The organism is Vibrio sp. 10N.261.51.C6 (assembly GCF_041471785.1).
Classification (GTDB): Bacteria; Pseudomonadota; Gammaproteobacteria; order Enterobacterales; family Vibrionaceae; genus Vibrio; species Vibrio crassostreae_C.
The window spans coordinates 19,640-45,652 of record NZ_JBFRPB010000056.1 but is presented as its reverse complement, the minus strand read 5'-3'; the positions used below and the strand labels follow the sequence as shown (position 1 = coordinate 45,652).

General features: G+C 44.9%; 17 protein-coding genes and 1 pseudogene. 12 read left to right on the top strand and 6 right to left on the bottom strand.

Features of this window, described 5'->3' with window-relative positions:
• The first annotated feature begins 299 nt into the window (after positions 1 to 299).
• The 3 genes from AB4375_RS15530 to AB4375_RS15520 all read left to right on the top strand — a co-directional run bounded on the left by AB4375_RS15530 (position 300) and on the right by AB4375_RS15520 (position 15,250).
• Positions 300 to 10,694, top strand: a complete 10,395-nt coding sequence (locus AB4375_RS15530) for a hypothetical protein (protein WP_372051968.1) — start codon at positions 300 to 302, stop codon at positions 10,692 to 10,694.
• Positions 10,695 to 10,721: 27 nt separating this feature from the next.
• Positions 10,722 to 14,237, top strand: coding sequence for a hypothetical protein (locus AB4375_RS15525; protein ID WP_372051946.1), 3,516 nt, complete (start codon positions 10,722 to 10,724; stop codon positions 14,235 to 14,237).
• Between the two features lie 62 nt (positions 14,238 to 14,299).
• Positions 14,300 to 15,250 carry an OmpA family protein gene (locus AB4375_RS15520; protein ID WP_017068040.1) on the top strand — a complete coding sequence of 317 codons (951 nt, stop codon included), beginning with the start codon at positions 14,300 to 14,302 and terminating at the stop codon, positions 15,248 to 15,250.
• A 106-nt stretch (positions 15,251 to 15,356) separates the two neighbouring features.
• On the opposite strand, the gene AB4375_RS15515 is transcribed toward AB4375_RS15520, so the two are convergent.
• Both AB4375_RS15515 and AB4375_RS15510 read right to left on the bottom strand, forming a co-directional pair.
• Positions 15,357 to 15,776, bottom strand: a complete 420-nt coding sequence (locus tag AB4375_RS15515) for a BLUF domain-containing protein (RefSeq protein WP_017067227.1) — start codon at positions 15,774 to 15,776, stop codon at positions 15,357 to 15,359.
• Positions 15,777 to 15,982: 206 nt separating this feature from the next.
• A complete protein-coding gene (locus tag AB4375_RS15510; RefSeq protein WP_017065380.1) occupies positions 15,983 to 16,174 on the bottom strand; it encodes a hypothetical protein in 192 nt (63 codons plus the stop codon).
• A gap of 528 nt (positions 16,175 to 16,702) precedes the next feature.
• Here AB4375_RS15510 and AB4375_RS15505 point away from each other — a divergent pair.
• The 7 genes and pseudogenes from AB4375_RS15505 (at position 16,703) to AB4375_RS15475 (ending at position 20,489) form a co-directional block, all read left to right on the top strand.
• Entirely contained in the window at positions 16,703 to 17,128 is a 426-nt protein-coding gene (locus AB4375_RS15505; RefSeq protein ID WP_017065381.1) for a hypothetical protein, read from the top strand.
• 218 nt (positions 17,129 to 17,346) lie between these two features.
• Positions 17,347 to 18,159, top strand: coding sequence for a hypothetical protein (locus AB4375_RS15500; protein WP_017065382.1), 813 nt, complete (start codon positions 17,347 to 17,349; stop codon positions 18,157 to 18,159).
• A 123-nt stretch (positions 18,160 to 18,282) separates the two neighbouring features.
• On the top strand, positions 18,283 to 18,534 hold the full coding sequence (locus AB4375_RS15495; RefSeq protein ID WP_017065384.1) for a TIGR03643 family protein: 252 nt from the start codon (positions 18,283 to 18,285) through the stop codon (positions 18,532 to 18,534).
• 39 nt (positions 18,535 to 18,573) lie between these two features.
• Positions 18,574 to 18,672: pseudogene (locus tag AB4375_RS15490) on the top strand (DUF3465 domain-containing protein); the annotation flags it as partial.
• A 50-nt stretch (positions 18,673 to 18,722) separates the two neighbouring features.
• Entirely contained in the window at positions 18,723 to 19,259 is a 537-nt protein-coding gene (locus AB4375_RS15485) for a GNAT family N-acetyltransferase (protein WP_017068039.1), read from the top strand.
• A 14-nt stretch (positions 19,260 to 19,273) separates the two neighbouring features.
• Entirely contained in the window at positions 19,274 to 20,035 is a 762-nt protein-coding gene (locus tag AB4375_RS15480) for a nucleotidyltransferase domain-containing protein (protein WP_017068038.1), read from the top strand.
• A 61-nt stretch (positions 20,036 to 20,096) separates the two neighbouring features.
• Positions 20,097 to 20,489, top strand: a complete 393-nt coding sequence (locus AB4375_RS15475) for an NUDIX hydrolase (RefSeq protein ID WP_017060354.1) — start codon at positions 20,097 to 20,099, stop codon at positions 20,487 to 20,489.
• A gap of 168 nt (positions 20,490 to 20,657) precedes the next feature.
• On the opposite strand, the gene rplY is transcribed toward AB4375_RS15475, so the two are convergent.
• Positions 20,658 to 20,936: a 50S ribosomal protein L25 gene (gene rplY, locus AB4375_RS15470; RefSeq protein WP_017060373.1), complete on the bottom strand. Its 279-nt coding sequence runs from the start codon at positions 20,934 to 20,936 to the stop codon at positions 20,658 to 20,660.
• 367 nt (positions 20,937 to 21,303) lie between these two features.
• Between rplY and AB4375_RS15465 the strand changes: the two genes are divergently transcribed.
• Positions 21,304 to 22,032, top strand: coding sequence for a glycosyltransferase family 2 protein (locus tag AB4375_RS15465; RefSeq protein ID WP_372051943.1), 729 nt, complete (start codon positions 21,304 to 21,306; stop codon positions 22,030 to 22,032).
• A gap of 14 nt (positions 22,033 to 22,046) precedes the next feature.
• Positions 22,047 to 23,354: an LssY C-terminal domain-containing protein gene (locus tag AB4375_RS15460; protein WP_017070602.1), complete on the top strand. Its 1,308-nt coding sequence runs from the start codon at positions 22,047 to 22,049 to the stop codon at positions 23,352 to 23,354.
• Positions 23,355 to 23,431: 77 nt separating this feature from the next.
• Here AB4375_RS15460 and AB4375_RS15455 read toward each other — a convergent pair whose 3' ends face one another.
• The 3 genes from AB4375_RS15455 to AB4375_RS15445 all read right to left on the bottom strand — a co-directional run bounded on the left by AB4375_RS15455 (position 23,432) and on the right by AB4375_RS15445 (position 26,002).
• A complete protein-coding gene (locus tag AB4375_RS15455) occupies positions 23,432 to 24,778 on the bottom strand; it encodes an ATP-binding protein (protein WP_372051942.1) in 1,347 nt (448 codons plus the stop codon).
• 104 nt (positions 24,779 to 24,882) lie between these two features.
• Positions 24,883 to 25,542, bottom strand: coding sequence for a response regulator transcription factor (locus tag AB4375_RS15450; RefSeq protein WP_017060377.1), 660 nt, complete (start codon positions 25,540 to 25,542; stop codon positions 24,883 to 24,885).
• A 61-nt stretch (positions 25,543 to 25,603) separates the two neighbouring features.
• Complete coding sequence (locus tag AB4375_RS15445; RefSeq protein WP_017066076.1) at positions 25,604 to 26,002, bottom strand: PepSY domain-containing protein; 399 nt, start codon at positions 26,000 to 26,002, stop codon at positions 25,604 to 25,606.
• Positions 26,003 to 26,013: the final 11 nt, after the last annotated feature.

Here is a 26,013-nt window from a genome sequence, read left to right as displayed (position 1 = left end):
TTAACCTTCTGATAATTAACTCAATGTCTTGATTCTAATTTAGACATCAGATTCTCTATTTAACATCTTCAGTAATTTGTTTTTTACAGATGTTAATTGTTCGGATTATTTGAACTGTATGTTGCGCATGTCCCTAATAGGCTAAGTGCCAAATTAGTGACGTCAAATCTATGGCTTTTTGCCTAGACACTTGTCAATCTACTGTGAAGTGCGCGTTAATGTTCAGATACAACCTTGCCTTTTTCTTATCTATTTTATTGATTCCATTTGCCTCCTATGCGGACACAACGGGTCTTGTTATGGATCTGTCTGTTGACAGCGCGTCTTACGACAACGACCAAGAGGTGGCTTATACGCTTGTTTTAACGAATGAGTCGGATAAAGCTATTGCTGAGTTGGACGTTAAGGATGAGCTGTTAAATATCTTAACGACAGATGACCAAGGGAATAATGTCAGCGCGTTCTCGCAAGTCTCGACTCAAGCGCAATCCTCCTTCCTGTCATCTCCAGGTGATTACAGTCGCTTCGGAAACTTAGATGCATCAGGTGTGCGTATTGCGGCTGGTGGGTCGGTGACCTACACCATGGTCGCCACCGTTTCTGCTGACGCAGCCGGTACGATTGATAACGTCGCAAGTGCGAGCACTGGACTATTGGATGCTGTTGAATCAAATACAGAATCCATTCAGCGTGGTGTGTACCAACATGATGTTGTTGTTTCAGTCGATAAGACGAACTATCAACTCAATAACAAACTCACCTACAAGATTAAGGTTTCGAACACTGGCGATACGTTTATTCAGACGATCGACGTTCAAGATGTCATTTCAGACATAAAGGCACTCAATATTGAAGGGGCTTTGCAACAAGCCTTTACTGACAACGTTAACTCAGTAAGCAAGGTTGAAGGCAGCAAAAGCGATCCAGGCACCTTCGCCGAATCAGGGGACTTATCAGTAAGTGCTGCGTCGATTGATATAGGTGGGTCAGTGACTTACGAAATTCAAGCGACCGTTGCCGACAATTTAGTCGGCGACATTGTTAATGACGGTATAACCGCTGAAACACGCGATGACTTGGTCACAGTTGATGAGGTTATCACTCCACCCACTGAGCCTAGTATCACCCTGACACATACCTTGAACCAATCGGATAACTACCTAGTCGACGATGAGTTTTCCTATACGGTCACGGTTGCTAACCAAGCAAACACTGGTATCGCGTACCATTATTCGGTTCAGCAGTTTCTTGCGGATCTTGAAACCGATCTAGGCAACGATGTCAGCAACGAAAAGAACGCAACTGACACGGTTGGTAACCCTTACGATTTTTGGACCAATGAAGTGACCTCGATCGGTTCTAATAGCCTTTCTGAACTCAATGCATCTGGAAAGGAGTCTAACAAGTCACTAGAAGACAAAGTGTCTATCTATCCCGGTGAGCAGATTGTTTATTCCGTTGTGGTGGACGTTAGCCCTGTGTCTATTGGTCAAATTCCCCAAGTTGCAGCCCGAGTGGTTGATGCTGATGGCCACGCAGATTCTGGCGATGCTTTGGCCAATATTCTCGATTCGAAAGACGTTCTGACGACGTCATCAAGTCAAATTACACGTAATAAGAACACCACAGATACGACTTATGTTCCGGGGATAGTCGGTGATAACGAAGTGGTCTATGACATTGTTATTTCTAACAAGGACACAGAGTTCTTCGCCAACGATATCGAAGTTGTCGATAAATTTGCTTGTATCGTGACAGAGCAAGCGGATGGCTCTAATGCTTCAGCATTTTCCGAGTGGAAGCTTGAAGTCGCTGATAGAAGTGGTGAAGGATCGAATTATGGTTCATTTAATTACAATACTTGGACAACAAACGACATCAATTTGAAAGTCGACCTCGCACCTGAGGGCTTCGTTCATTATAAGCTGACCGCAAAAGTGGCAGACACCAGTGTGGGGCAGATTGTTGATGATGGTACCGATGCCGGCTTGTGCTTAGGGGATAACTTAGGCGAGTCGGGTTCTGGCGTCCAAATGCCAAACTCGAAATTAAAGGTCCAAAAGGAAGTGGATTCTCGTTACTACTCAGCTGGCGGTACCCTGAACTACGACATCACGGTAGAGAATAACGGTGACGGCTATGCGATTGATATACCGGTTTATGATGATTTAGTCTCTGTCATGACTCAGTCTATTAATGATACACCGACTAAAGCGTATTTGAGCTGGATTATTACTGCGAAATCTTATGCCTCTGACGGCTCAATTTCGACAAACAGTGATCCCGGCTTTACTGATGACATAGAAGGTAATCAGAAGAATCAAAAGATCTTAGATGTGAAGGCAAAGCTAGCTCCACACGATAAGATCGTTTATAGCATTGCCGCGATCGTAAACCCCATTGCCGATGATGAAATCCGTAATGAAGTGACGGTTGACAGCGTACTTTATTCCGATAGAGGCTCATACCCACGAGATTACTACTTAGTATTGGATAAGCGTGTTGATGGTCATGACGAACAAAACGCGTATACCGACACCACCAATACTGTCACTTATACGATCAGCATTACCAACCCAGCAGGGAACGGTTTCGCCTCTAACATCAATGTTAAAGATGAAATCAGTACCATAGAAGCAGAGTTACTTCACGAGCCGGGTGAAACCAAGCCCGTGTTCTCTTCGTGGACGATCAGTGCAGAAAGAGAGGCAGACTCCCCGTGGGTGAAAGCCGTGACTGACCCTGGATCGTTCTCGGATAACAATGATCTGGATGCCACCGCTCAGATCCCGCCAGGTGCGACGATTACTTATACCATTGTTGGGACACTCGATCGCAGTGTCGACAGTGAGATTCTTTGGGGAGCATTCACCAATACCGCAACAGTGACGGGACCAGATACTAATCTATCGGATACGGTACGTACCTATCCTAGCGAGCCGAATCTTGTAGTCGCTAAGACCGCTCAAAATACCGACTTTGTTGTAGGTGAGCGCGCTACGTTCGATATTTATATCTATAACCGCGGTGTTGGCTATGCAAATGACGCAACGGTACAAGATAGTATTTCAGCGCTTAACTTCTTTAATAGTTGGACAATTGTAGGTTCGACCAACACAGATAAACCGGGTTCTCGTTACGGTGACATTGCTAACGACACTGACATCGATACCGACGTTGATATCACTCCCGGAGGGTGGGTTCACTATGAGGTGAGCGGCATTGTTAAGTCTGACTATGAAGAAGAACAAGTATCGAACCGTGTTGATGTTTACGATCCTATTACAGACCGTGACCACAGCTCTTCCGCTCAAATAGATAACTCACACAGTACCTATGACATCAATGTTTCATTAGCCAAAACGACCGATGTTGTCCGCTACACGCCGGGTGAAGATCTCACCTACACCATCGTTATTGGCAATAACAGCGACACTGATGAGACCGATCTTATCTTCATGGATCGCCTGAGTGAGATCACTACTACGCTAGCGAATGATAAAGATGGTGAAGTAGAAGATGTTCTTAATCAAAACCCGTTTGACTATTGGTCTGTTGATACTGGCTCTGGTTTCGGCCCTCAAACGACTGAAGATGTGGAGTTCCCAGTTTCAATTCCGGCCAAAGACTTTGTCACGGTGCGTATTAAGGCGCATGTCAAAGACAATGCGGTATCTAACGGTGTAGCGGACAGAGACGGCGGCATAATCCGCAACGAAGCCGTGCTGATTCATGATGATAATGCCGGTTGTACTGACGATTGTGAGTATGCCAAACGTGCCGTGGCTGAAAACCATCAGGTACATAATAACGGCGGCGTTGTTCGCACTACTAACATTAACCGCTACTCTCCGGGAGATGAGTTGACTTATACCATTAGGTACAACTCTCAAGATGGACATGGTTATCGAAACAACGTAGACGTTAACGAACTGATTAATTACATATCAGTGGAGCTACAAGATGGCAATTCAGGTAATCCATTTTTCGATGATTCGGTAGGTTCAAACAAGTTTACGGTGGCGGTTGCTAAGAGCGATCCTGCGAACGCGGGTACAACAGATGGTACCAAAGACGGTGATGTTGCGAACGACACTGACATCGTAACCTCGATTGATATCGATGCTGGCGAAGACGTGACTTACACAGTAACAGGTACCGTAAGACCGGATGCGGTCGGTGATATTCATTATCGAGATACCGTCGTGATTCCCGATGGCTACCATTTAGATTTTGATAAAACGACTGATGAAGCGGTGTACGAGCCCGCTCAAACCGTGACCTATCACTTAGTGATTGAGAATGACGGCAAAGGTAACGCTCACGATATTCCAATCGTCGATAACCTCGAAGATATTACGGTCAGCTTAGTGGATGGTAATACAGGACCAGCGTATTCAGATTGGACCATCACATCGATCGCAACTGGAACTGATTCTGAGTATGTGGATGCGGGCGCAGGTGCTGGCAATGTTTACACATCAACCAACAGTAACCTAAATGTTGAAGCCGATATTCCGATGGGCGCTAAGCTTGAGTACCAAGTTGTCGCGACCATCAATGACAAAGCCAATGGCGATGTTGTTAACGTTCTAACCGTCGATGGCGACACGATATCTCATAATATTTCGCAAACTGGTCGCAAAATTGATTACGAAAAAAACATTCTGGCTTACTACGACACGGATGGTAATGAGTTGGTTGGTGCTACCAATTACATGCCTGGCGGCTACATCGAGTATGAAATCCTAATCGAGAACATCGCATCGGCGCACGTTGATGACATTAGCCTGCGTGATGATATCGACCAGATAACGACTCAATACTACGATGGAACTCGCGGTTCGGCGTTTGATAGTTGGACGATTGAAACTTTCGCTGATGGATCGGGGATTTCAGATCCTGATGTAGATAACTCGATTAAAGACAATCAACCGATTGATACGCACTTTGATATATCGGCAGACAACTTTGGCGGTGTAGTATTGTCATCGTTTGTGCGTTACGTCATCAAGGCCAAAATCAGTCCGAAAGCAGTAGGTTCTTTCACTAACCGAGCGTACATCGATGAAGATGACGGAAATGAACTAATTGCCGTATCTCCACCTGCAAAGATGGCTGAGCCTGAAATTTCGTTCTCTAAGAAAGCATTTTATGACGCAGGCCTCTCCTCGGCAAAGACTGAGTATTCTCAAGTCGCTGGTGAAAGTGAGGTTTACTACCGAGTTCAAATTAAGAACACGGGTAATGGTATTGAGTATGGTTCTCGCCTTGAAGATACTATTTCTGCAATTCAGACTCGCATTGCAGAAGATGCCTCGACGTCTGGCACTGACCCTGTCGGCCAGCCATTTTTATCTGGTTGGGAAGTGCAGCTAGAAAAAACGGCAGCGGTAGATTCGATTACAGACGCGGTTGACTTCGTTTCTGGTAATAACGTCAATATTGATAACGACATTGTTATCGCGCCTCAAGAAAGCCTAACGTTCACCATCCATGCTGAGATTCGTGAGGATGCGTTGGGCGATATTCAAAACAAAGCGAATTATGACGGTAAGGTTCGTACTGCGACTCTAATGCCACTAGGAAATAATATCAGTGTTGAAAAACGCGTGGTGTCGATTAACGGCAACCCGTTCAATGATGGGGATACCTATCTGCCGGGTGACGAAGTTGAGTATGAATTTGTGGTCACTAACACTGAAAACGGTTGGGCGAATGATATTCAAATCAAAGACACGGTAAAGGATATCCAAGTTGAGGTTATTGGCGGAACAATGGAGTCTGCCTTTGTTTCGGGCGATATCATTCACGAAATCAGTAATGGTATTGATGCCAACGTCGATACCTATGTTCCTAGCTATAACCCAAACAATAACCTGAATATTGAAACCGATATTGCCGCAGGTGAAATACTGACGTTTAACTTAACGGGTGTTATCCGTGATGACGCTTTGGGAACTATCGAAGCCAACCGAGTGACGGCAGAAAATGAGTCTGCGACGTCAGAAACTATCCCACCTCAAGAAGCTGAGCTCGACTATTTCAAAACCTTGGTTTACACCGATGGTGAATCGGCTGGTTGTTCAGTTCCTTCAAACGATGGCAGTAGCTGTACCTACGCACCTCGCGGGGATGTTGAGTATCAAGTTACGCTAGAGAATACGGGTGATAGCATCGCGAATGACGTGAGTGTTATCGATGCTATTCATACCATCAAAACCGAAGATGGTGATGATGCGTTCTCTGAATGGACCACCGCGATTGCTGTGGAACCTGTTGGTTCTTATGACGTACGAGGTAACTACAACAGCAGTGTACCATTGAATGCAACTGTCGACCTTCGCCCAGGTGAGCACATTGTATTTGACGTGAAAGGCAGAGTTTCTACGTCAGCGACAGGTACCATCACCAATACAGCACAAGTGAATGGCGATAACACCAACGATATTGTCCTCAACCCTGGCCGCTCGAACATTCTAGTTGATAAGTGGACAGATACACCTACGTACGTACCTGGTGGAACGGTGAATTACTACATCGATATTACCAACGATGATGTGGATTCTGGCCTGTTTTCAATCCGCGACATCATCAGTGGCTTCGAAGTCGAAACTGTCGATGGTTCGATGCAAACCGCACTCACGGAGTGGAGCGTCGATTACAATGTGCTTTATAACTCCGCGCCATCAGACCCTGACGCTAATGATTTTTCAGAGTTAGATAAGCTAGTTGGTCAAAACAGTCCAGACATCGATTTATCTGTTGAATCGATCAAGATGGCTGGGCGTGACGATGCTGGTACGGGTGGTGGTGATAAGTACACAGCTGTCCGTATTCACGTCCAAGGCAAGGTACGAGATGACGCGATTGGGCGCTTCACCAATACGGCTTATCTACGACATGGTTTGGACGATTCGAAGATCGCTCGCTTACGAGAAGGCTTTATCACTCCGAAGTCGGGTCAATTGGTTCTAACCAAAGAAACGACGCCAATTGCAGAACCTGATGCTAAGTATCAACCGGGTCAACCTATCTCATACAAGATCACCGTGGCTAACACAGGTGAAGGTTACCTTGTCGATCAAGTCCTGACGGATCGCATCGATACCATCATGACAGAGGTGGCTAACAGCCCAGATCAAGAGCAAGCGTTGACAGGTAATTGGATCATTAGCGACGAACAGCTTGATGGCAGTGGCGATCCAGCCCTGAACGCTCGCAAAGATGTGGTTAATAACGCACAGGGTTATAGTGCGACTTACAGCATTCACCCGGGTGACAGTTATTCATTTGTCGTGACCAACACTGTTAATGATAAGGCCAAAGGCGAGATCACTAACGTCGTTAAAGTTGATAGCGACGACGGTGAGCACTCTGCAGACGCGACCTACATTCCAGAAGATGCGCAAGTTGAGATCACTAAAGATGTCGATAAAGCAGAGTACCTTCCGGGAGAAACACTTCAGTACACCGTGACCGTTAAGAATAACGGCTTAGGTTGGGCTGAAGATGTTGCTATTGAAGATGCGCTGAAGTCGGTTGAAACCACGATTGCAGGTGGTACGACTGAACAAGCTTTTGACCCTGCTTCAATCCAAATATCGGCGGTATCGACAACCGGTGAAACCCCAGTACCGGATGCAACCCGTGGTGAAGACCTTCATGAGACGCTCGATATTGCGCCTCAAGACAGTATTGTTTTCACTATTCAAGTTGCGACTAATCCGTTGGCGACAGGCGATATTACTAACATCGCATCAGCGACCTTTGACGGCACAACATTTGATGACAGTGCTACCAGTACACCAGTGTTGGCGACGGTTTCGGTCAAGAAGACGGTTGATACGCCATCGTATGAAGTAACCAAGCTGATTAACTACGACATCACCGTAACCAACAGCTCTGATGCGTTTGCATCTGGTGTTCAACTTCAAGACATCATCAGTGACATTCAAGTCGATACGACCGCGGATAAACAAGAGTCGGCATTCCTACTATGGGAAGTGAGCTTTGACGCCTCGGATGATCGCTCTGTTGTCACTCCCAAGACGTTCGACTTGAGTGAAGATATCGATGTGAGTATGGATGTGGCGCCACAAAGTACCGTGACATTCCATGTTAAGGCGTTGATTCGTACGACGGCGATTGGCGATATCAGTAACACGGCAACCATCACTTATAACGGAACACCACAAGACTCAACGGTAGTCATGACACCGAAAGACTCTGAGTTTGTTGCGACGAAAACTAACGTACAAACCGAGTATGAGCCGGGTGGTGAGCTGGAATTCTTGATTACCATTGAAAACACCTCTAACAACTACATCAGCGATTTAAGTGTTGTCGATGACATGAGCACGATAGAGGTGGGCTATTACGATGGTACCACTGGGCCTGCTTTTGTTGCTGGAACCACTTCTTTGGTTGTTGAGTCAACCACGGTAGGAACGACGACGGAGCAAATTAGCCCGATTGAGTACAGTGTGGATATTGCACCGCACGGCACAGTTGTGTTCCGCTCAAAAGGCACCGTAGTCGATACCGCGACCGGACACATCATTAATACTGCGCAAGTAGATGGCGGCGATGTTATCAGTCCTCCAGTTCAAACAGTTGCGGCTGTGGTTCAAGCTGAGCTGTTTACCGATGCCCCGTATTACGTGCCGGGAGAGCAGGTTGAGTATCACTTAGTGGTGCAAAACATAGGCCGAGGTATAGCCAAAGATGTCGCGCTTTACACCCAGTTCTCTGAATCCATGGGTGATCATATTGATGGTAATCTTAGTAATGCGTTTGATGAATGGACACTAACGGCAACATCAGAAGGGGCTGAAACTCAACCTGGCACCTTTGATGACGACAAAGACCTGTTCACCTTGGTCGACATATCGCCGGGCGGCAAGATTGATTACACGTTCACATTGACGGTCAACGAAGACATGCTGACTAATATCGATGTGCTTGGATACTACCTCGACTTAACTGGTAGCCCAGCGATGCGCGCTCGTTCTAAGGGCATGTTGGCGTCTGAAACCTCGATGCAGGCAGTGGCAGACCAAGTATCGGCTTTGGATTTACCGCCAGTGGGTGCTGATCTGGTTGTTGAAAAACGTTCAGATAAACCTGAATACACCGAAGATGATGACAGTGTCACTTATTACTTAGCCGTGACTAACAATGGTCAAGGTAACGCGGCCAATGTTCGTCTAACCGATGAGATCAGTGAGCTACAAAACAGCACTGCTAATAAAGTCTTTACCGATTGGACAATTGAAGGTGTGGAAGTCGACGACTCAGGCGCGGTTATTCAGCGTCATTCTTTCCCGTCGAATAAAGACTTAGACACTACCGTTAACCTGAAATCCAACAAACGAAATGCTTACGCGTTTGAGGTCGTGGGTACGCTAGGTAAGGGCTTGGATGACGACATTACCAATACCTTTACGGCGACCGAATCTGACGGTACCGAAACCAGCGACAGTGTAACTACTCATATCAAGAAGATTCCTGATAATTCTGGAGAGTTGGAGCTGACCAAGTCTGCGTTGCAAGATACCGCGCAAGTGGGTGATGCGGTTGAGTACGAGATCATCGTTGAGAACAACAATGAATCTTACTTTAAGAACGTGGCTGTGGAAGACCGTTACCCAGGTGGTCTGAAATACATCGTGGATACATCAGAAGTTGTGCTAAGCGGCATTGATGGTGAGTTCGGTACGGAAGACGATCAGGTTATCTCTCAAGATCCATCAGATACGGGCAAGTTAATGTTCACATCGTTGAACTTTGATCCGGGCGAGAAGCTGCGTATTCGTTACTTATTGCGTGTCTCGGTAGGTGCCACTTTTGGTGATTACATCAACACCGCAGTAGCGAAGGTTGATGGCTCGGCTGTTTCTAATGAAGACACCGCCAAAGTGACCATTGAGCCGGACAAGGTGTTCGATACCTCATCGATCATCGGTAAAGTTTTTGAAGATCACAACAAAGATGGATTCCAAGCCGATGCAACCGCGTTTGATGTTGAGCTAACTGCGAACTTAGCAACGCAAGGCTACATCGCTGATTCGACGCACATCATTCGTGATGGTCAAGACGTTGCTATTCAAGATGGTGCGATAACCACTGCACTTGAGCAAGGCTTGGATCTTGGTGATCTTTGGGGACATTCAGTGAACCGAACGCTGCCAGAAACCAGCAAAGTGGTTATTCAATTTAAAACTCGCACACAGCAGAGCTTTGATTTCTACGTCACGACCGATGCGGGCTCTCGCATCGAGTTCGACGCACAAGGTCAGATTCAGTTTAAGCATGAATCGGACAAGAAAAAGGGACTGAGCGCGGAAAACCTCAACGTAACCAGAAACCTGTATCGCGATGGCGAGGATTACCTGTGGGAAATCGTTATCGAGAACAAAGGTATTTACGAAGATGGTATTCCGGGCGTTAAGTTGATAACGGTTGAGGGAATCGTTATTTACACAGACCAGTACGGTCGTTACCACGTGCCCGACCAATGGGTACTCAATAAGAAAGGTAAGAACTTCCTCGTGAAGTTGGACACTGATTCGCTCTCCACCTCCATGGAAGTGGTGAGCGAAAACCCAAAAGTGTTGCGAATTACCCCGAACAAGCTCACCAAGTTCAACTTTAGCGTTCTTCGCAAAGACCAACAAAGTGAACAGAAGTAAGCCATTGGAACCGTAACTGGAAATTGTATGAAAGTATTTAGTAAGTCTCGTTTAGCGACGTGTGTGTTAACGGCCATTCCTGTGATGGCGGTAGCGAAAGACACAGGTAAGCTTGAAAAACTCGGTTCTGAGACGACTGGCATTGAAATCACCAAGCCGAACCAAGACCAAGACAGCTCGCGTATTTACTTAGAGCAAGGCGCTATTTGGGCAAGCCGTGACATCACTCGCTTTGACCCAGTATTAGATGTCAGTGTCAGCGATGAATTAGAAGTCGAACAAGGCACACTGCGTGACAGCGTCGGTTTCACCATTACCACCAACTACGGTTACTACATCAAAAAGTACCAGTTGGAAGTGTACCGAGTGGGTGACTTTGGTCTGTCTGAGCCAATCGCTGTGCTTGAAGGCGATAAACTGGCGAACGACTCTGACATCAATTGGGATGGTCAAACTGATGTTGATTATCAGTTTGAGGTCGGTGAGCAGCTGATGTTCCGCCTAAAAGCGTGGGACAAAGATGGCAACATGGATGTGACCACCGTTGGTGTGACTGACTTAGTTAAGCCGGACTCTGAAGTCGATATCGACCGAAACGATAACGACGATGAAGAGAGCAAAGGTAAAAGTTACGGACAGGCAAAGCTGATGCGTCACAACATCCCGACCAATGCGGGTTTAGCGAAGTTCATCGGCACTGGCTTGAAAGGCGTAGATAAAGTCATCATCGGTGAAGATGAATTTGATGTCGAAGATGGCAACTTATATGCAGAGCAGTACTTACCAACAGACTCCTACATTTTCCCTACCAAGGTTGTGTTTGATAACGGTGATGAACGTCGTTACAAGCTGTACGTTCGTATTCCAGATACGTACTACGCACAAACCGGTTTGGCTGATCTTTATGTTGGTAAGAATAATGTGTCTGGTAATAGCGATGCATTAAGTGTCGATGACCAGTATCAAAATGACATCTATAACCAAGGTCGTTTAGCGTACTTTGGTCAGGGTAAATTTGGCGACAAACTTCGTGTAACAACTCACTTTGATACGCGAGAAAGTGAAATCAAAGACATGTTCAAACATCCGTTCGCCTCAGACGATTCGGATGTGTTCGATATCCTCGAAGACGACGATGAGCTTTATTACGGTAACTATGGTGACAGCTCAAACATCGAAAAAGTGGTCAACACCAAGGGCAAGGTTTACCTCAATGTGGAATACGATAAGTCTCAATACTTGTGGGGTAACTACAACACGGGTTTAACAGGCACTGAGAACAACGATTACAACCGTAGCCTCTATGGTTTCAAAGCTGATTATCGCACTCGCGATACTACACAATACGGTGAAGATCGTCTGAACATGGTCGGTTTTACCGCAGAAGCTGATTCCTTGTATGCACACGATGAGTTCTTGGGTACAGGCGGCTCTCTGTACTTCCTTCGTCATGGTGAAGCGGTACCGGGAAGTGACAAAGTTTACGTCAAAGTAAAAGATGAATCTGGCCTAGTGCAGAATGAAATCCCACTTGAGCCGGGCGTCGACTATGACTTTGACCCGTACCAAGGTCGAATTATTTTGACCAAGCCACTCGACAACATCCTATCCGACAGCTTTGGCAGCGTGATTGAAAACGGAGACGACTACGAAAACTTTCTGGTTGTCGACTATGAGTACGTCCCACAAGGTTCAGATTCATTAGATGCGATGTCTTACGGTGGTCGTGCTAAAGGTTGGATCAACGATTACGTTGGTGTTGGCGTGACGTATGCGACTCAAGAAAAGGACAACCAAGACTACGAGTCTTACGGTACGGACTTAACGTTGCGTGCAACAGAAGGTACCTACATTAAGGCTGAGTTTGCACACAGTGAAGGTACTCAAACTGAGTCGAATTTTGTCTCTGTTGATGGCGGCTTAACCTTTACGCCAATTGGCGATACGTTAGAAGATCGCGAGGGTGACAGTATCCAAATAACGGCTGTGACTAGCCTTTACGATCTTGCTCCAACCATCTTTGGTGCCGTTGGCAATGACCTTAAGCTTTGGTACCGAGACAAAGACGCGGGATACAGCTACGCGAGCAGCAGCGATGATCTAGAGCAAGAGGCATACGGTGCTGAAGTTCGTTTACAAGCTACTGATCGCTTGGCGGTTCTCTCTCGCTTCTCGACCAATGAAGAGCGCGATGTCGATGGTAATCTAGAAACAGATACTGAAACGATTGAGATTGAGACTCAAGTTAAAATCACCGAGCACATTAAGGTTTCGGCGGCAGGGCAACAAACTGAAGAGCTTAACCAAAACGACGAGCACAGCGATGCGACCTTAGCAGGTGTGCGTTTGGAATACATGTGGGACAGCGAGAACAGCGTTTACGTCAAAGGGCAAAAGACCGTCGACCAGTCGGATGACTATGATGAAAACGACAGCGCGTCGATTGGTGCTGAATTCCAAGTGTTGGAAGACTTGTCTCTTGGTGGCGAATACACCGATGGCGACCGAGGCCAAGTAGCAGAAGCGACTGTGACTTACGATGTATCCGATGACCACTCAACCTACGTAACTTATGTAGATGATAACTACGAAGGCCAAAACAACGTGATTGTTGGTCAGCGTGCAGATCTCACCAGCAGTGTCGATTTTTACCAAGAGAACCAGTTTGTTGATGAAAATGATGGTCATGGCCGTATCGACTCATACGGCTTTGGCTACGATGTGACGGAAGATATCGAGATGGGGATTGGTTATCAGCTTGGTGAAATTGAAGATGACGAGAACATTACCACAGAGCGTGAATCTATCAGCTTCAATGCCTCAATTGACCTAGATGACATAACCCTTAGCCACAAATTTGAATACCGAGTGGATAAGAGTGAAGACGACCCTGACATCGCTCAGCGAGAACTGCAACAAATCGTGACGACCAACCGTTACACGCATCACTTAACGGAAGAGTACACGCTATTTGGTAAGTACAACTACTCCATCACCGAAAGCGAAACCACGGGCGAAACCATGGCGCAATTTACCGAAGCCACTGGCGGCCTCGCGTATCGTCCGATCTACAACGATCGACTCAACTTACTGAGCCGCTACACGTATATTGCAGATTTCGATCAACTGGATCGCGATGTGGATTATCAAGACGAAACCAGTCAGATCATTGAAGTTGAGGCGATCTATTCGATTGACCAACACTGGGATGTCGGTACTAAGTACGCCCATAAAGACAAACAGCAAGCTTTTGAACGAGCATCTGGTTCGAATGAGCTGGTTAAAAGCGATATCGACCTATACGGATTAAGCGCTTCTTACCGTGTGATGAAAGAGTGGGATGTGACGGGTGAATACCACTGGAAAACAGACACACTCAACGATGAGCTAGAACACGGTGCGTTAGTTTCGGTGAACAAGCACATCGGCGAGAACTTCAAAATGGGGATTGGTTATAACTTCTCTGCGTTTGATAGTGACTTAACCAATGATGACGACTACGACGCATCCGGCGTGTTTATTAACTTAGTCGGTAAGATCTAAGCATGCCCCAAAGTGGGTTGAAAGTTAAGAGTTGAGAATTCAAAGTGACAGTAAAGAGTAAGATGAAAAAAATTATTTTCCTAATAAGCGCAGTGATGAGTACTTTGCTGCTGTCCGGCTGTGCAACCGACACCTATGTGAGCCAGGAGAACCGAGACAAGTTCGCAGGCATCGATGTGTCTAAGTTTTTAATCAGCGAGTGTTTGGCGCCAGAGCGTGAGGTGCACATCGCCATCGCAGAGCATTTTGCGTTTGATAAATACCAATTACGCGACCTCGATAAGATCAACTTGGATACCTTTGTTAAAGAGATCAGAGGCCTCGAAGGGCGTATCACGATTGTCGGCCATACTGATTACAAAGGTTCTCTGGAATACAACGAACGTCTTTCACAGCGCCGTGCTAAATCGGTCGCAGATTATTTGAAAGGGCAACTAGACCCAACGAAATATGACTGGGAAGTGAAACATTTTGGTGAGACTCAACCTCTTCTGTTTGGTAAGACAGATAAAGACCGAGCGGAGAACCGCCGTGCATTTATTGTGTTTGAAGAAGCTCAGAAGTACGAAGAGATGCCTTTCTGTGAGCCACCAAAACCAGAACGTAAAGTTTATATGGCAATGACGCCACACTTCGATTTCGATAAGTCAGTACTCAAGCAAGAAGATCTAACTCAGTTAGATGACTTCACAACGAAGTTGAGCGGCCTGCAAGGCAGCATAATGGTGGCAGGGCACACCGACCAATCGGGTTCACTTTCTTACAATGAAAAGCTGGCAGAGCGCCGCGCAGAAACGGTGGTTGAATACCTCAAAACCAAACTCGATCCTAAGCAGTTTATCTGGGAAGTGAAGTCATTTGGTAAGTTGCAGCCTGCGATTAATGAACGCTCTGAAAAAGCCGATGCATTAAACCGCCGCGCGTTCATTGTGTTCAAAGAATCTGATATTACCGCCGAACAGCAAGCTCTTGCTGGCAGTGAACAAGAAGCGGTGAGCAGCGAGAGCGATTAGAGTTCACCGAAGAATAACGAATAGTTGCCTTTACAATAAAACGCAAAAAGCCCCATACGTTGGGGCTTTTTGTTGCTTGCTCTACGGATTAAGTTGGGTCGAAGAGCTATTCTGATGGCAAATTCTGTTTCAATTCCAGAAGCATTCGGTAGGCACTTTCTCCTGACATCTCATACGGGTTGAACTGGTCTGATGTTGAAAACTGTAAATTAACCAGTTCAGTTAGGCTAGATTGTGGAATATCACCCATAGACCAATCACCAAACTGCCTACAATCGATCTCTTTGAAATATAAAATCATGACGTTTTTGTGTCGCGTGTCATTCAAGATATGATTGTAAGTATGGTTCACTGCGGTTCTCGAACCTTCAATACATTGCAGGAAATACTTATCATTGTGGCTTAGAAGGCCTGTTAAATGGCTTTGCTTATTGCGGTCGTGTGAAATCTGAAGAATGTCGTTCAAAGCCTGAGAATCGCAACTTTCACAGAGCGTACTGACATAAATTAACCGAGTTAGGAACATAGGCATCATTTCGAATTTTTTTTCAAAGGATATTAATAAATATAAGCCAAGATCATGGAATTGCGAGTTATTGATTTAATTGTCACTCGGTGGCTTTTGGAAGAGAAGAGGGTGGGGATGAAGTAGAAAAGGGCAGGTTGCAAGATACGCTAAAATGACTCGAATGTTGGCCATTCAATTATTTTAGCGACCTGCTTGTGAGCTCGTTAGTTGTTTAGAGTTGAAATCGATTCAACGTTAGAAGAGGAATCAAATCGAACGTTGACCAACACATTTTCACGTTCGAAAGTCACATCATCAAAGTCAGTCGTTGCGATCTTAAATCCATTTCTTGCGAATAAACTCGTCACCGTTGTTCGTTGTTTCTGTTCCATACCGCATGTCAATAGTTCGTTCATCGTGATCTTCATTAGGTAACCGTGTGCATAGTGTAAGCGTACAGACTCTACATTATGAGATCAATTGCTTAATCGATAAGCTATATTGATATGTTCAATTGAGTGATTCAGGTATTTAAAAGCCGGATGGATTGTGGGCAAGGGAGTTATGCGACCTATGACAAGTGGAGCGTTATGTGACCACTGTTCAGCATTCCTTGAACACGAAGTTTGTCGCAAAAATCGCGTTGAAATAAGTGGTTACAAAGCAGGAGGAATTATGCCCGCCGTTTGGTATGTTTGGTCGGTTATTGGAAATATTATCGGCCTATATCTAACTTAACTAAAGTACATCGATTTACGATGAGTCGACTCCTCAATAAGCCTTCTTTTTATTTGAATTTTATATGCTAAGTGGTGTTGTTATAATTGTTATTAATCACATAGGCTTGATTTTAATATTGGTTTGATTTATAAAACAAGCATTCGTTCATTAACTTCATGATTATATTATTTTTTACTAACCTTTAAATAACATGGAGAAAGGCGATGAATAAGAACCAAACACGCAACAGGTTAGCGAATTTAGTGCGACTTCGTAGGTCATACAAAGCATCAGACTTTCTGGTGGGTTCTGATGAACTCCGAGTTAAAAAAGATGTGTATAGCTTACGTAAAATCAAACAGTTAGAAATTCGTCAATTGGGTCTTAAAGAAAACGCAATCAATATCGTTTCGTTGGCTTTAGTCCTCTCGGCGGCGACTTGGGCATTTGTTCCTCAGTTCGGTTTACCAATGCTTGCACTGACCTTTATTTTGGCGTTTGTTACATGGCGACGATATGAGTTGCGTGCAGAGTTTAAAGGGGCCGATGAAACTGGCGACCATTGGGTTTCCGTGGCGCGCGGTTGTACTCGAGAAGAGTTCAAAGTATTGAAAAACGTTGAATTGGCTTTACGCGATCAGCTGTCTTAGTGGCTAGATCTGTTAAGGTTAAGGTCTTATAAGCGTTAAGCTCCCATAATCAACAAGGCTCGTCATTGTATGGCGAGCTTTTTATTTTCTGAAAAACACAGGTAGTGCAGGTTACTTTGAGAGGCCAATGCTTATATGTGTAATGGGGGTTGATATGAATCTTAAGTCACGGCGTTTTTGATGCTCTTTGTGGTTTTGAATATAGGGAGAGGGTGGAAATGAATACACGAGTCAGTGAGAGTTCTTTTAAAAGGCTCATCCAGTTAGTTGGTTGTGTTTTGATTATAGTGTTGAGCAATAGTCGACTCTCCAATGCTCAAAGCATCGAGTTTCCTACTTGTGTACAGAGCGAGGTTTTGAATACAGAAATCCACCTTTATGTTGATGAATCGGTGTTAGATGAATATTCCAAAGCATTTATAGCCTCTAAAATAGCGACATGGGAAAGCTATTCGAATCTGGTGTTAAAAAACTCCTGCGTCCCTATGACGAGAAAAGTCACTAAGGTGACTTATACGTCTGAAATCGACAGCCTTTGGTTTCAAGATTTGGGCGCAGCAGAGAGGTTATTAAAACTCTCGATGGAAGAACCGATTCCAGAAACAACAGAAGACGGCGTCCCCATTTTTACTGGGATAGTATTTTCTAATTATAATTTTAGCTTTGAGTCTGATTATTGTGGTATGTCTTCTTCGGTATCCTACTTTTTTTCTTTAGCGATAAACTGCCCTGATTACTTAATGGAGCATGAAATTGGCCATTTAAGTGGTGCTAATCATGACTATAAAACGTTATTGAAAGATTTTGATAGTATAGAAAGTTACATTTCTGGAACGTATCCAAGAGCTCCTCAATATTCCTTCGGTACAATTTGTGCTGACAGAGGCACAGTGATGTCTTATGAGCGAGATGTTATACCTGCATATTCCAGCCCGGACATCAGAGTAGATGGCACAAAGTGCGGGGATAGCAAATACCACAATAATGCGAGAGTGCTTAGAGAGTTCGCACAAGCTTATTTAACCCCATGATTGCCTAGTTGGTAGCCTGTTGTTTTATCGAACGTTATAACGCGTTCAATTCAAAGTGTTTGTCCTGTGATCTTTAAATCTAAGACGGGCGTATTTCTTCCAGTTTATTAAGGAAGAGTATGCATGATGCTATCTAAAGAGAATGAATCAAGAATTATCGAAATGGCGTGGGAAGACAGAACGCCGTTTGAAGCAATAGAACTGCAATTTGGTTTAAATGAATCGGAAGTGATTCGTTTTATGCGTAGCCATCTCAAGCTTGGCAGTTTTAAGCTGTGGCGTTCACGTGTTTCTGGGCGCTCGACCAAGCATGTAAAACTACGCAGTTCGGACGTTTCGAGAGGTTATTGTCCGACTCAATACAAGCACCGTTAGATAGGGACTTATTTAGTCAGCCCAAATGACATTTGATTGTGGAACAAGAAAGGTGGCGCAATGCACTGGACGCACAAAGACCCTCGTAATCATCACACTCATGGTTGGTTGAAGCATAACGGGAAAGTATACGAGTAAACACCTCCGAGACTTTTCCCTTCAAGGCTATAAGATAAAAAGGAATTTTGATGTTTAAGCTGGAAACTGACAGGTTGATTCTTCGAGATATGAGTCTCGAAGACGAGTGTGCCTTTGTTGCGATGTCTCAAGACGCTAAGTATCAGCGTTTCTATGACGAAAGTGATTGTGAACCTAACAAATATCGAGAGCTAACTCAGTTGTTTGTTACGCAGGCTTTGGAAGTTCCGCGCCAGTCTTTTCAATTAGCGGTTGAAAGCAAAGGCTCGGGGAAGTTTATTGGAACCGTTTGTTTGCGCCTTGAGGGCGATAAACAAGCTTCGATGGGCTGTGCTTTATCGAGGGAAACTCAGGGAAAAGGGCTTTCTATAGAAGCATCTGAAGCCCTCGCTGATTTTGGTTTCTCAGAGTTAGGCATACACCGTATCTACGCCGAAACCATCAGCAAGAACTTGGCTGCGATTAAATTATGTAAGTCACTGGGAATGAAACAAGAAGCGTGTTTTAAAGCTCATCGATTCTTCAAAGGTCAATGGTGGGATACAGTTGTGTTGGCGGTTGTTCGATCTGATTGGAAAAAGGCTTAGTGATGGAAAGTGGTATGCAGAAGCTAGATAGAGGACTCGATCGAGAAGGGTTCATTCAAAATCTTTATTCGCCAAAGAACATTGCGCCTGAATTTCAAGAAGTGGTGTCAGCAGTCGTTGATTCGTTGCTAAGAGAACTTCCAAGTCAAGTTGATGGTATCTACTTGTATGGAAGCGTGCCTAGAGGAACGGCCATTGTTGGTCGCTCTGATTTGGATGTTTCTATCGTACTCGCTACGCCTGTTGGTCAGAGAGAAAAGGAAGTATTTAACCTACTTTCCGGCACCATACCCCAAACCTATCCGCAAGTGACTAAGCTTGATATTGATCCAGGGTATCTCTCAGAGGTTCTGCAGCCCAACGAAGAATTCCATTGGCAGTTTTGGCTCAAGCATTGCTGCTGTTGTGTTTGGGGGAATGATTTATCTAATGAGTTCCCACTATACAAACCCAGCATTGAAATCGCTCAAGCTCTCAATGGCGATTTATCGACTTTTCTTAAGCAAATGCCCCCGAGTTTCAAAACAATGACTGATGCGGATGTCGTTAAGGTAATTGGCAAAAAGTTAGTTCGAGCGGCGTATTACTTTGTGGCTGAGCAAGACGGCAGTTGGTACACCAATCTGAGCCAGTGCGCTGCAGTCGCCAAGCGCTATTACTCCAATCAAAGCGACGATATTGAGCTAGCTCATCAATACGCTCTCGGAAATTTGATATCTAAAACAGAAGCTTTTGAATTGTATGAAAGGCTGAGTAAAAAGCTTGTTGTAAATTAAGCATTAACACAAGCTAGAACAACAAACTTAACTACCTTTGTAACGGCTTTAGGAAAATTAGATGGATGTCCACGAGTGTGTTTCTTTTATCATGCTGAAGGAATCGCAGGTATTACTAGAAAAGCGTAGTGAGTCTAGGGAGACCGATCCCGGTTTAATCACTATACCTGGCGGCCATATTGAACACGGTGAAAACCAGGTTCAGGCGCTGTTTCGTGAACTTGATGAAGAGCTTAATGTTGTTCCGATTGATTACCAATACTTGTGTTCGCTTTACCATCCTACGAAGGAACTTCAGTTGATTCATTATTTTATCGTGAGTGACTGGAAAGGAGATATCACCGCTCAAGAGACTGATGATGTTAAGTGGTATTCACTAGGTTCAGCTCCTGTTGGTATAGCAGCCGATGGTATTGCTTTGAAAGAAGTAGAGCGCGTGGGTAGGTATCTTTAGTTTGGATTCGATAAGATGTTTTGGACGTTTTTTGAGGGCTCAAAAACGGTGAAACCCCGATGTTGGTAGCATCGGGGTTTCGAATTTCTAGATTTCTCGACTGGTAAGATCGATTATCTTTTCTATGCAGAAGGCTGGATTAATCCAATCTTATTCCTTGGTAGGGAATTAGATGCGGATGAAGTCCATGTGCTCAACTTTTGGCTTGAACGCGTGACGTTGAACGTCTTGTGGCTTAACCTTAACTTCTGCGCCGTCAATCAGTAGAGTGATTGCTTCGTAGAATTCAGGCTTGTCCATTTGGTTGATCACGTCAGCGTGAACAAGTTCGATAGCTACAGCTTCAGCTTCGCCACCGTAGATTACAGCTGGGAATTTACCAGCGTGACGTAGGCGGCGGCTCGCACCTTTACCTAGTTCAGTACGTACTACTGCTTCAAATTTCATAGTTTTACTCTCAAATTAGTAAAAATTAACTTCACACCTCAATGCGACCTTGAGTGTGTGGTAATGCTTAAACATAAAAGTTCATGCTTAAGCGAGCGCGGATACTAACATCACATTCCAATATGAGCAAGTCAGAAGCCCATCTCAAAGTGAATTTCCTTCGATAATGGGTTCGTTTGGAGATAAAACGTTCGCTAACGCTTGTTTAGCGCATTTTACTCCCTTTTACATCGCAATCCTTATCTATTTATATCACTGCTAAATCATCAAGTTAATGAACGGAAAATGAATGTTTGCCTAAGACTTGGTTAAGTCTTAGTTCGTTAATCTTAGTGTTAATTAAACAGCAGAATGAATAGGTGAAAATATGAAACCGGTAAGCATTGTCGTAATTACGCTAAACGAAGAGAAACGCATTAGCCGCTTAATGGAAGAGTTGAGCGTGCAAACCCACCAAGAGTTTGAAGTGATTGTTGTCGACTCGAACAGTGAAGATAACACCAGAGAAGTGGCGCAAGCTTATGAAAACGCGTTGCCAAAATTAACGGTGCATCACATGGAAAACCGTGGTGTGAGCCTTGGCCGAAACACGGGTGCTTCATTGGCGCAATACAACCGAATCCTTTTCTTAGATGCTGACGTGAGCTTGCCTCGAAACTTCCTTGCGAAAGCGCTTTATGAACTAGAAGAGAACAAGCTTGAAGTGGCGGGTGTGTACATGAGCTCGAAAGGTTTGCCGCTTGTACACAAGTTTGGTTACGGGCTATTTAACGCAGGCTTGTTTACTACTCAGTTCTTTTTCCCGACGGCGATTGGCGCATGTATTTTCTCGACTAAACGGGCGCATGATGAGATCGGCGGTTTTGATGAAGAGATCGTCCTGTGTGAAGATTGTGACTACGTAAAACGTGCGAGCAAAACATGGCGATTTAGATTCCTAAATATGACTTTTGGTTTTGACCCACGTCGCTTAGACCAAGATGGCGTTGTGAAGACAGGCTCTACTTATCTTAAAGCCAATGTAAGACGCTTCTTTAAAGGAGAAATGCGTAATAACGAGATGAACTACAAGTTTGGTCACTACAAAGAACAGTAAGCGTTGAGGTTGTTATGTTTGATGGACTAGGGTTGTTTCTGGGAGCATTGGGTGATGCTCTCATTGGCCCAAACCTATTTGTACCGGGAGAGCCGTTCTTTATCGCAGCGGGCTTTCAACTGTATTCAGGTGCATGGATGGCGTTGGTTTTGGTGATGCTAGGTGGTTTGCTTGGTGATCAACTCAGTTATTTCATTGGTTATAAATACGGTGTTAAGGTGCAACGAAGGCTCATTAAGTTTCGCCCTAAAACCAAAAGATTAATTGCGCGCTGCCGCTATCTGGTTGCTCGCAAAGGCACATACATCATTCTTTTTGCTCGTTTATTAGGGCCTATCGCTTGGGTTGTGCCATTTATAGCTGGCTCGCATCGTGTACCGTGGCGTAATTTTAGTGTGTTGGCGTTTATCGGTTTGGCCCTTGGTGGAGGGCAGTTCATTGCTTGGGGCATGTTACTGGCGCACGGCGTTGAAAACTTCCCGTGGCTTAATAGCCTTAAGATATTTATCTCGGAGCATAATAGCTTGATCGTTGGTGTGTTCGCGGTATTAGTCTTCACCATTATCGGTTACCGAATGAAGTGGCGATGCTTAGTACTTAAGTCTAGTGCGCTGTTGTTGGCGTGGGTATTGTTTGCGAACTACGCTCACTTTTTCTGGAAAGCGGATGACTTTCAGAATCAACCAGAGACGGCTCAAATAAACAAAGTCGACTGGAACTCGGTTACCTATAAAGCGTTCCCCGGTAAATCTTCGTTCTACTCGGCGCAAGCGATCAACGTAATTTATGTTGGAGCAACCCCAAGAGACTTAATGAAGCAATTAGGCTGGATAGAGAATCAAACCTTCTCTCGAAATGAGATTGAATGGGTTGGTTATCTCGCATTGCTTAGAGAAAAAACGCCGCCAGTGTCTGATTTATATTGGCGAGACAAGCCGCAAGATATGGCTTTTCAATTGCCGGGTAACCTGATGAAGCGCAGCCATATTCGTTGGTGGCGTGCAGGTGTTGATATTAAAACTAACCAGCCTCAGTGGTTAGGCGCAATTAGCTATGATGATGGCCTTAAAGTCACGCCTTACTCAGGCATTGTGACCGTGCTTCATAACATTGACCCTAATGTTGATGAAGAGCGAGATCGGCTTGCTAATCAGATACGAACGTTACTACCAGACATCGAGTTAGACAAGTACCCATTAGCAACGGTGGAAGTGATCAATGACGATCATGACTATTACACTGATGGCCGGGTATTAACGATTGGAGCAACGACCCTTAGTGATAATTCACAAACTTTGGATGTTGCTGTGAACGATATATAGAGTTGTATATAAGGTCGATAGAATTAAGCCCTAGCATTACGTTAGGGCTTATTGTGTTTAACTTTTACTTAGCTTGTTCAGCCTTTACTTACTTTAAGCACCAGAGAAGCTTTTAAGCCGCCCATTGAGCTCTTGCTGAGCGTTAGGCTGCCTCGGTAACTGTGTGCCATTTCATTTACGATATTAAGCCCTAAGCCTGTTCCTGGTGTGGTTTCATCAAGTCGGACGCCACGTTTGGTCACTTGCTCAAGCTTCTCTTCAGGAATGCCTTGGCCATCATCTTCAATCACCAACTCTATGTTGCCATCGTCGAGTTCATTTGCATGGACGCGAATAATGCTGCCCGCCCACTTGTAACTGTTCTCGAGTAGGTTGCCGACCATTTCATCAAGGTCGGTTTTTTCTACTGCCACTTCAATCTCAGAGTCTAGCTCGTTAATCATGGTGACTTCATTGGCAGCGTAGACTTTATCAAACGCCATTGAGATAGCTTCGACACGCTCACAAGGTGAAGACTTCACCGAAAGAATGTTCATTGCACCTGCCATACGAGCGCGGCCAAGGTGATAATCAATTTGGCTTTGAATCTGATGAATGGGCTGTTGCAGCAGTGCCTTGTCATCCTCTGGAAGTCGCTCTATCTCATTTTTTAGAACTGAAAGCGGTGTTTTCAACGCATGAGATAAGTTACCCGCGTGGTTACGAGCTCGTTCTAATAACTCTTGATAGTGAAAGAGCAGGGCATTGAGGTCAGAGACTAATGGAGAAACCTCTTTCGGGTAGTTATCGCTTAACCCTTGTTGCTCGCCGTTTCTTAGCATTACCAGTTCGCGTTGCATCTTGCTGAGCGGTAATAACGACCAACTGACTTGAATACCGATCAACATCAGCACGCCAACAAACAGCAACATTAGGATCAACCAGACTTGACCAGTAAGCTCTGTCAGTGTGGATTCTAATGGATCTTCATCAATACCAATGGTGATCGTGACAGGGTCGCTCAGTTCAGGCAGGTAGATATCTTGCTCGATGTAAATCAGCTTTTCTTTCTCTGGCCCTTTGACTGATGTGTGAATCGGTGAACGCTTGATGGTGAGGTCTTTATCCCATAGCGAGCGAGATCGAATGATCTGCTCTTGGGTAGCGGCGCGCCAATAAATACCACTGTAGGGCTGGTTGAACCTAGGATCAGACAGACGCTCTGCCATGATCAGGTTACCACTGTCATTGGTTTCGATATTGGCGGTTAACTCATCCATGGTTAAGCCAAGCTGCTGCTTCATGCCATCGACGAGGTAGTCGTTAACCAGTTTCGGAATCCCGACACCAGCCGCTAATATCATCGCACCTAGCCAAAAAGCCGCAGCAAGGAGCAAGCGGCTTTTTAAACTGATGTTTTTAAGTGTTCGTTTCTTTAGATTCATGCATTTCCAACCTGCCTTTGCTCATCGTAACTTATCGTATTGCGATGATCAGAACAGGCTGTCCACTTAATTAATGGTTGCTCTTGGCGTGATTGACGACTGAGCTATTCAGCATTCAGTTGGTAGCCAAGGCCACGAACGGTTTTGATGATCTTTGGTGCGATTTTCTTACGAATACGACCGATGAACACTTCAACCGTGTTTGAGTCTCGGTCGAAGTCTTGCTTGTAGATATGCTCAACCAACTCAGTGCGCGAGATAACCTTGTTTTGGTTATGCATGAAGTACGCGACAACTTTATATTCCAGCGCCGTGAGGCTAACTGCTTGACCTTGCCACAACACTTTAGAACTGCGTGTGTCTAGGCTTAGATCACCGATTTGAAGTATCGGAGCAGCACTGCCTGATGCTCGGCGCAGTTGAGCTCGGATACGGGCAATCAGCTCGACCATCTCAAATGGCTTAGTTAGGTAGTCATCAGCACCGGCGTTCAAGCCCTCAACACGTTGAGTTAGCGTGTCACGAGCACTTAAGATAATCACTGGCGTGTTGATGTTTTCGTCTCGAATGCCTTTTAATACCGTTAGGCCGTCAAGCTTAGGTAAACCTAAATCGAGGACAATCGCGTCCCATTCTTCTGACGTTGCACGGTAGAGTGCGTCGATACCATCTTGAGAGAGCTCTGGAACCCAGTCGGCCCCCTCAAGTGTTTCAATAATTTGTTGGCCCAAACGAGGCTCGTCTTCAACGACTAAAATTTTCATAATTGTTCTTCTTAATTCTTGTAATGACTGTTCGTCGTGCTTAGCTCTTCGTCGTACGTAACTAGTCGCCGTGTTTAATTGCGTCTTTAAAGTTGCGGCCTTTGATCATAAGCATTTCTAACGTCTCAGCGTTGTATTCGACTTTGATGATGTTGTTTTGGTAATTGATTTTTAGTTCATACACCCAAATGTCGTCATCTTCTTCTAGTTCTACTTTAATGATTCTGCCATGAAGATCGTTTTCAACCGCCGCATACATTTCTGAGAAAGGGCGAATGTAGCCTTCTCGTACGGCTTCATAGACTTCGTCTTGATCTTCTTCAAATTCGATGCTGGTTCCTGCTTTATGAACGTCCTGCACTAATTCATGACCATTATGATGTGAGTCAGCCCATGCGCCAGCAGAAACAAATAAGCCTAAGCTTATAGAAAACAAAGAAATCATAGCTTTACTAAACATAGCGAATCCTA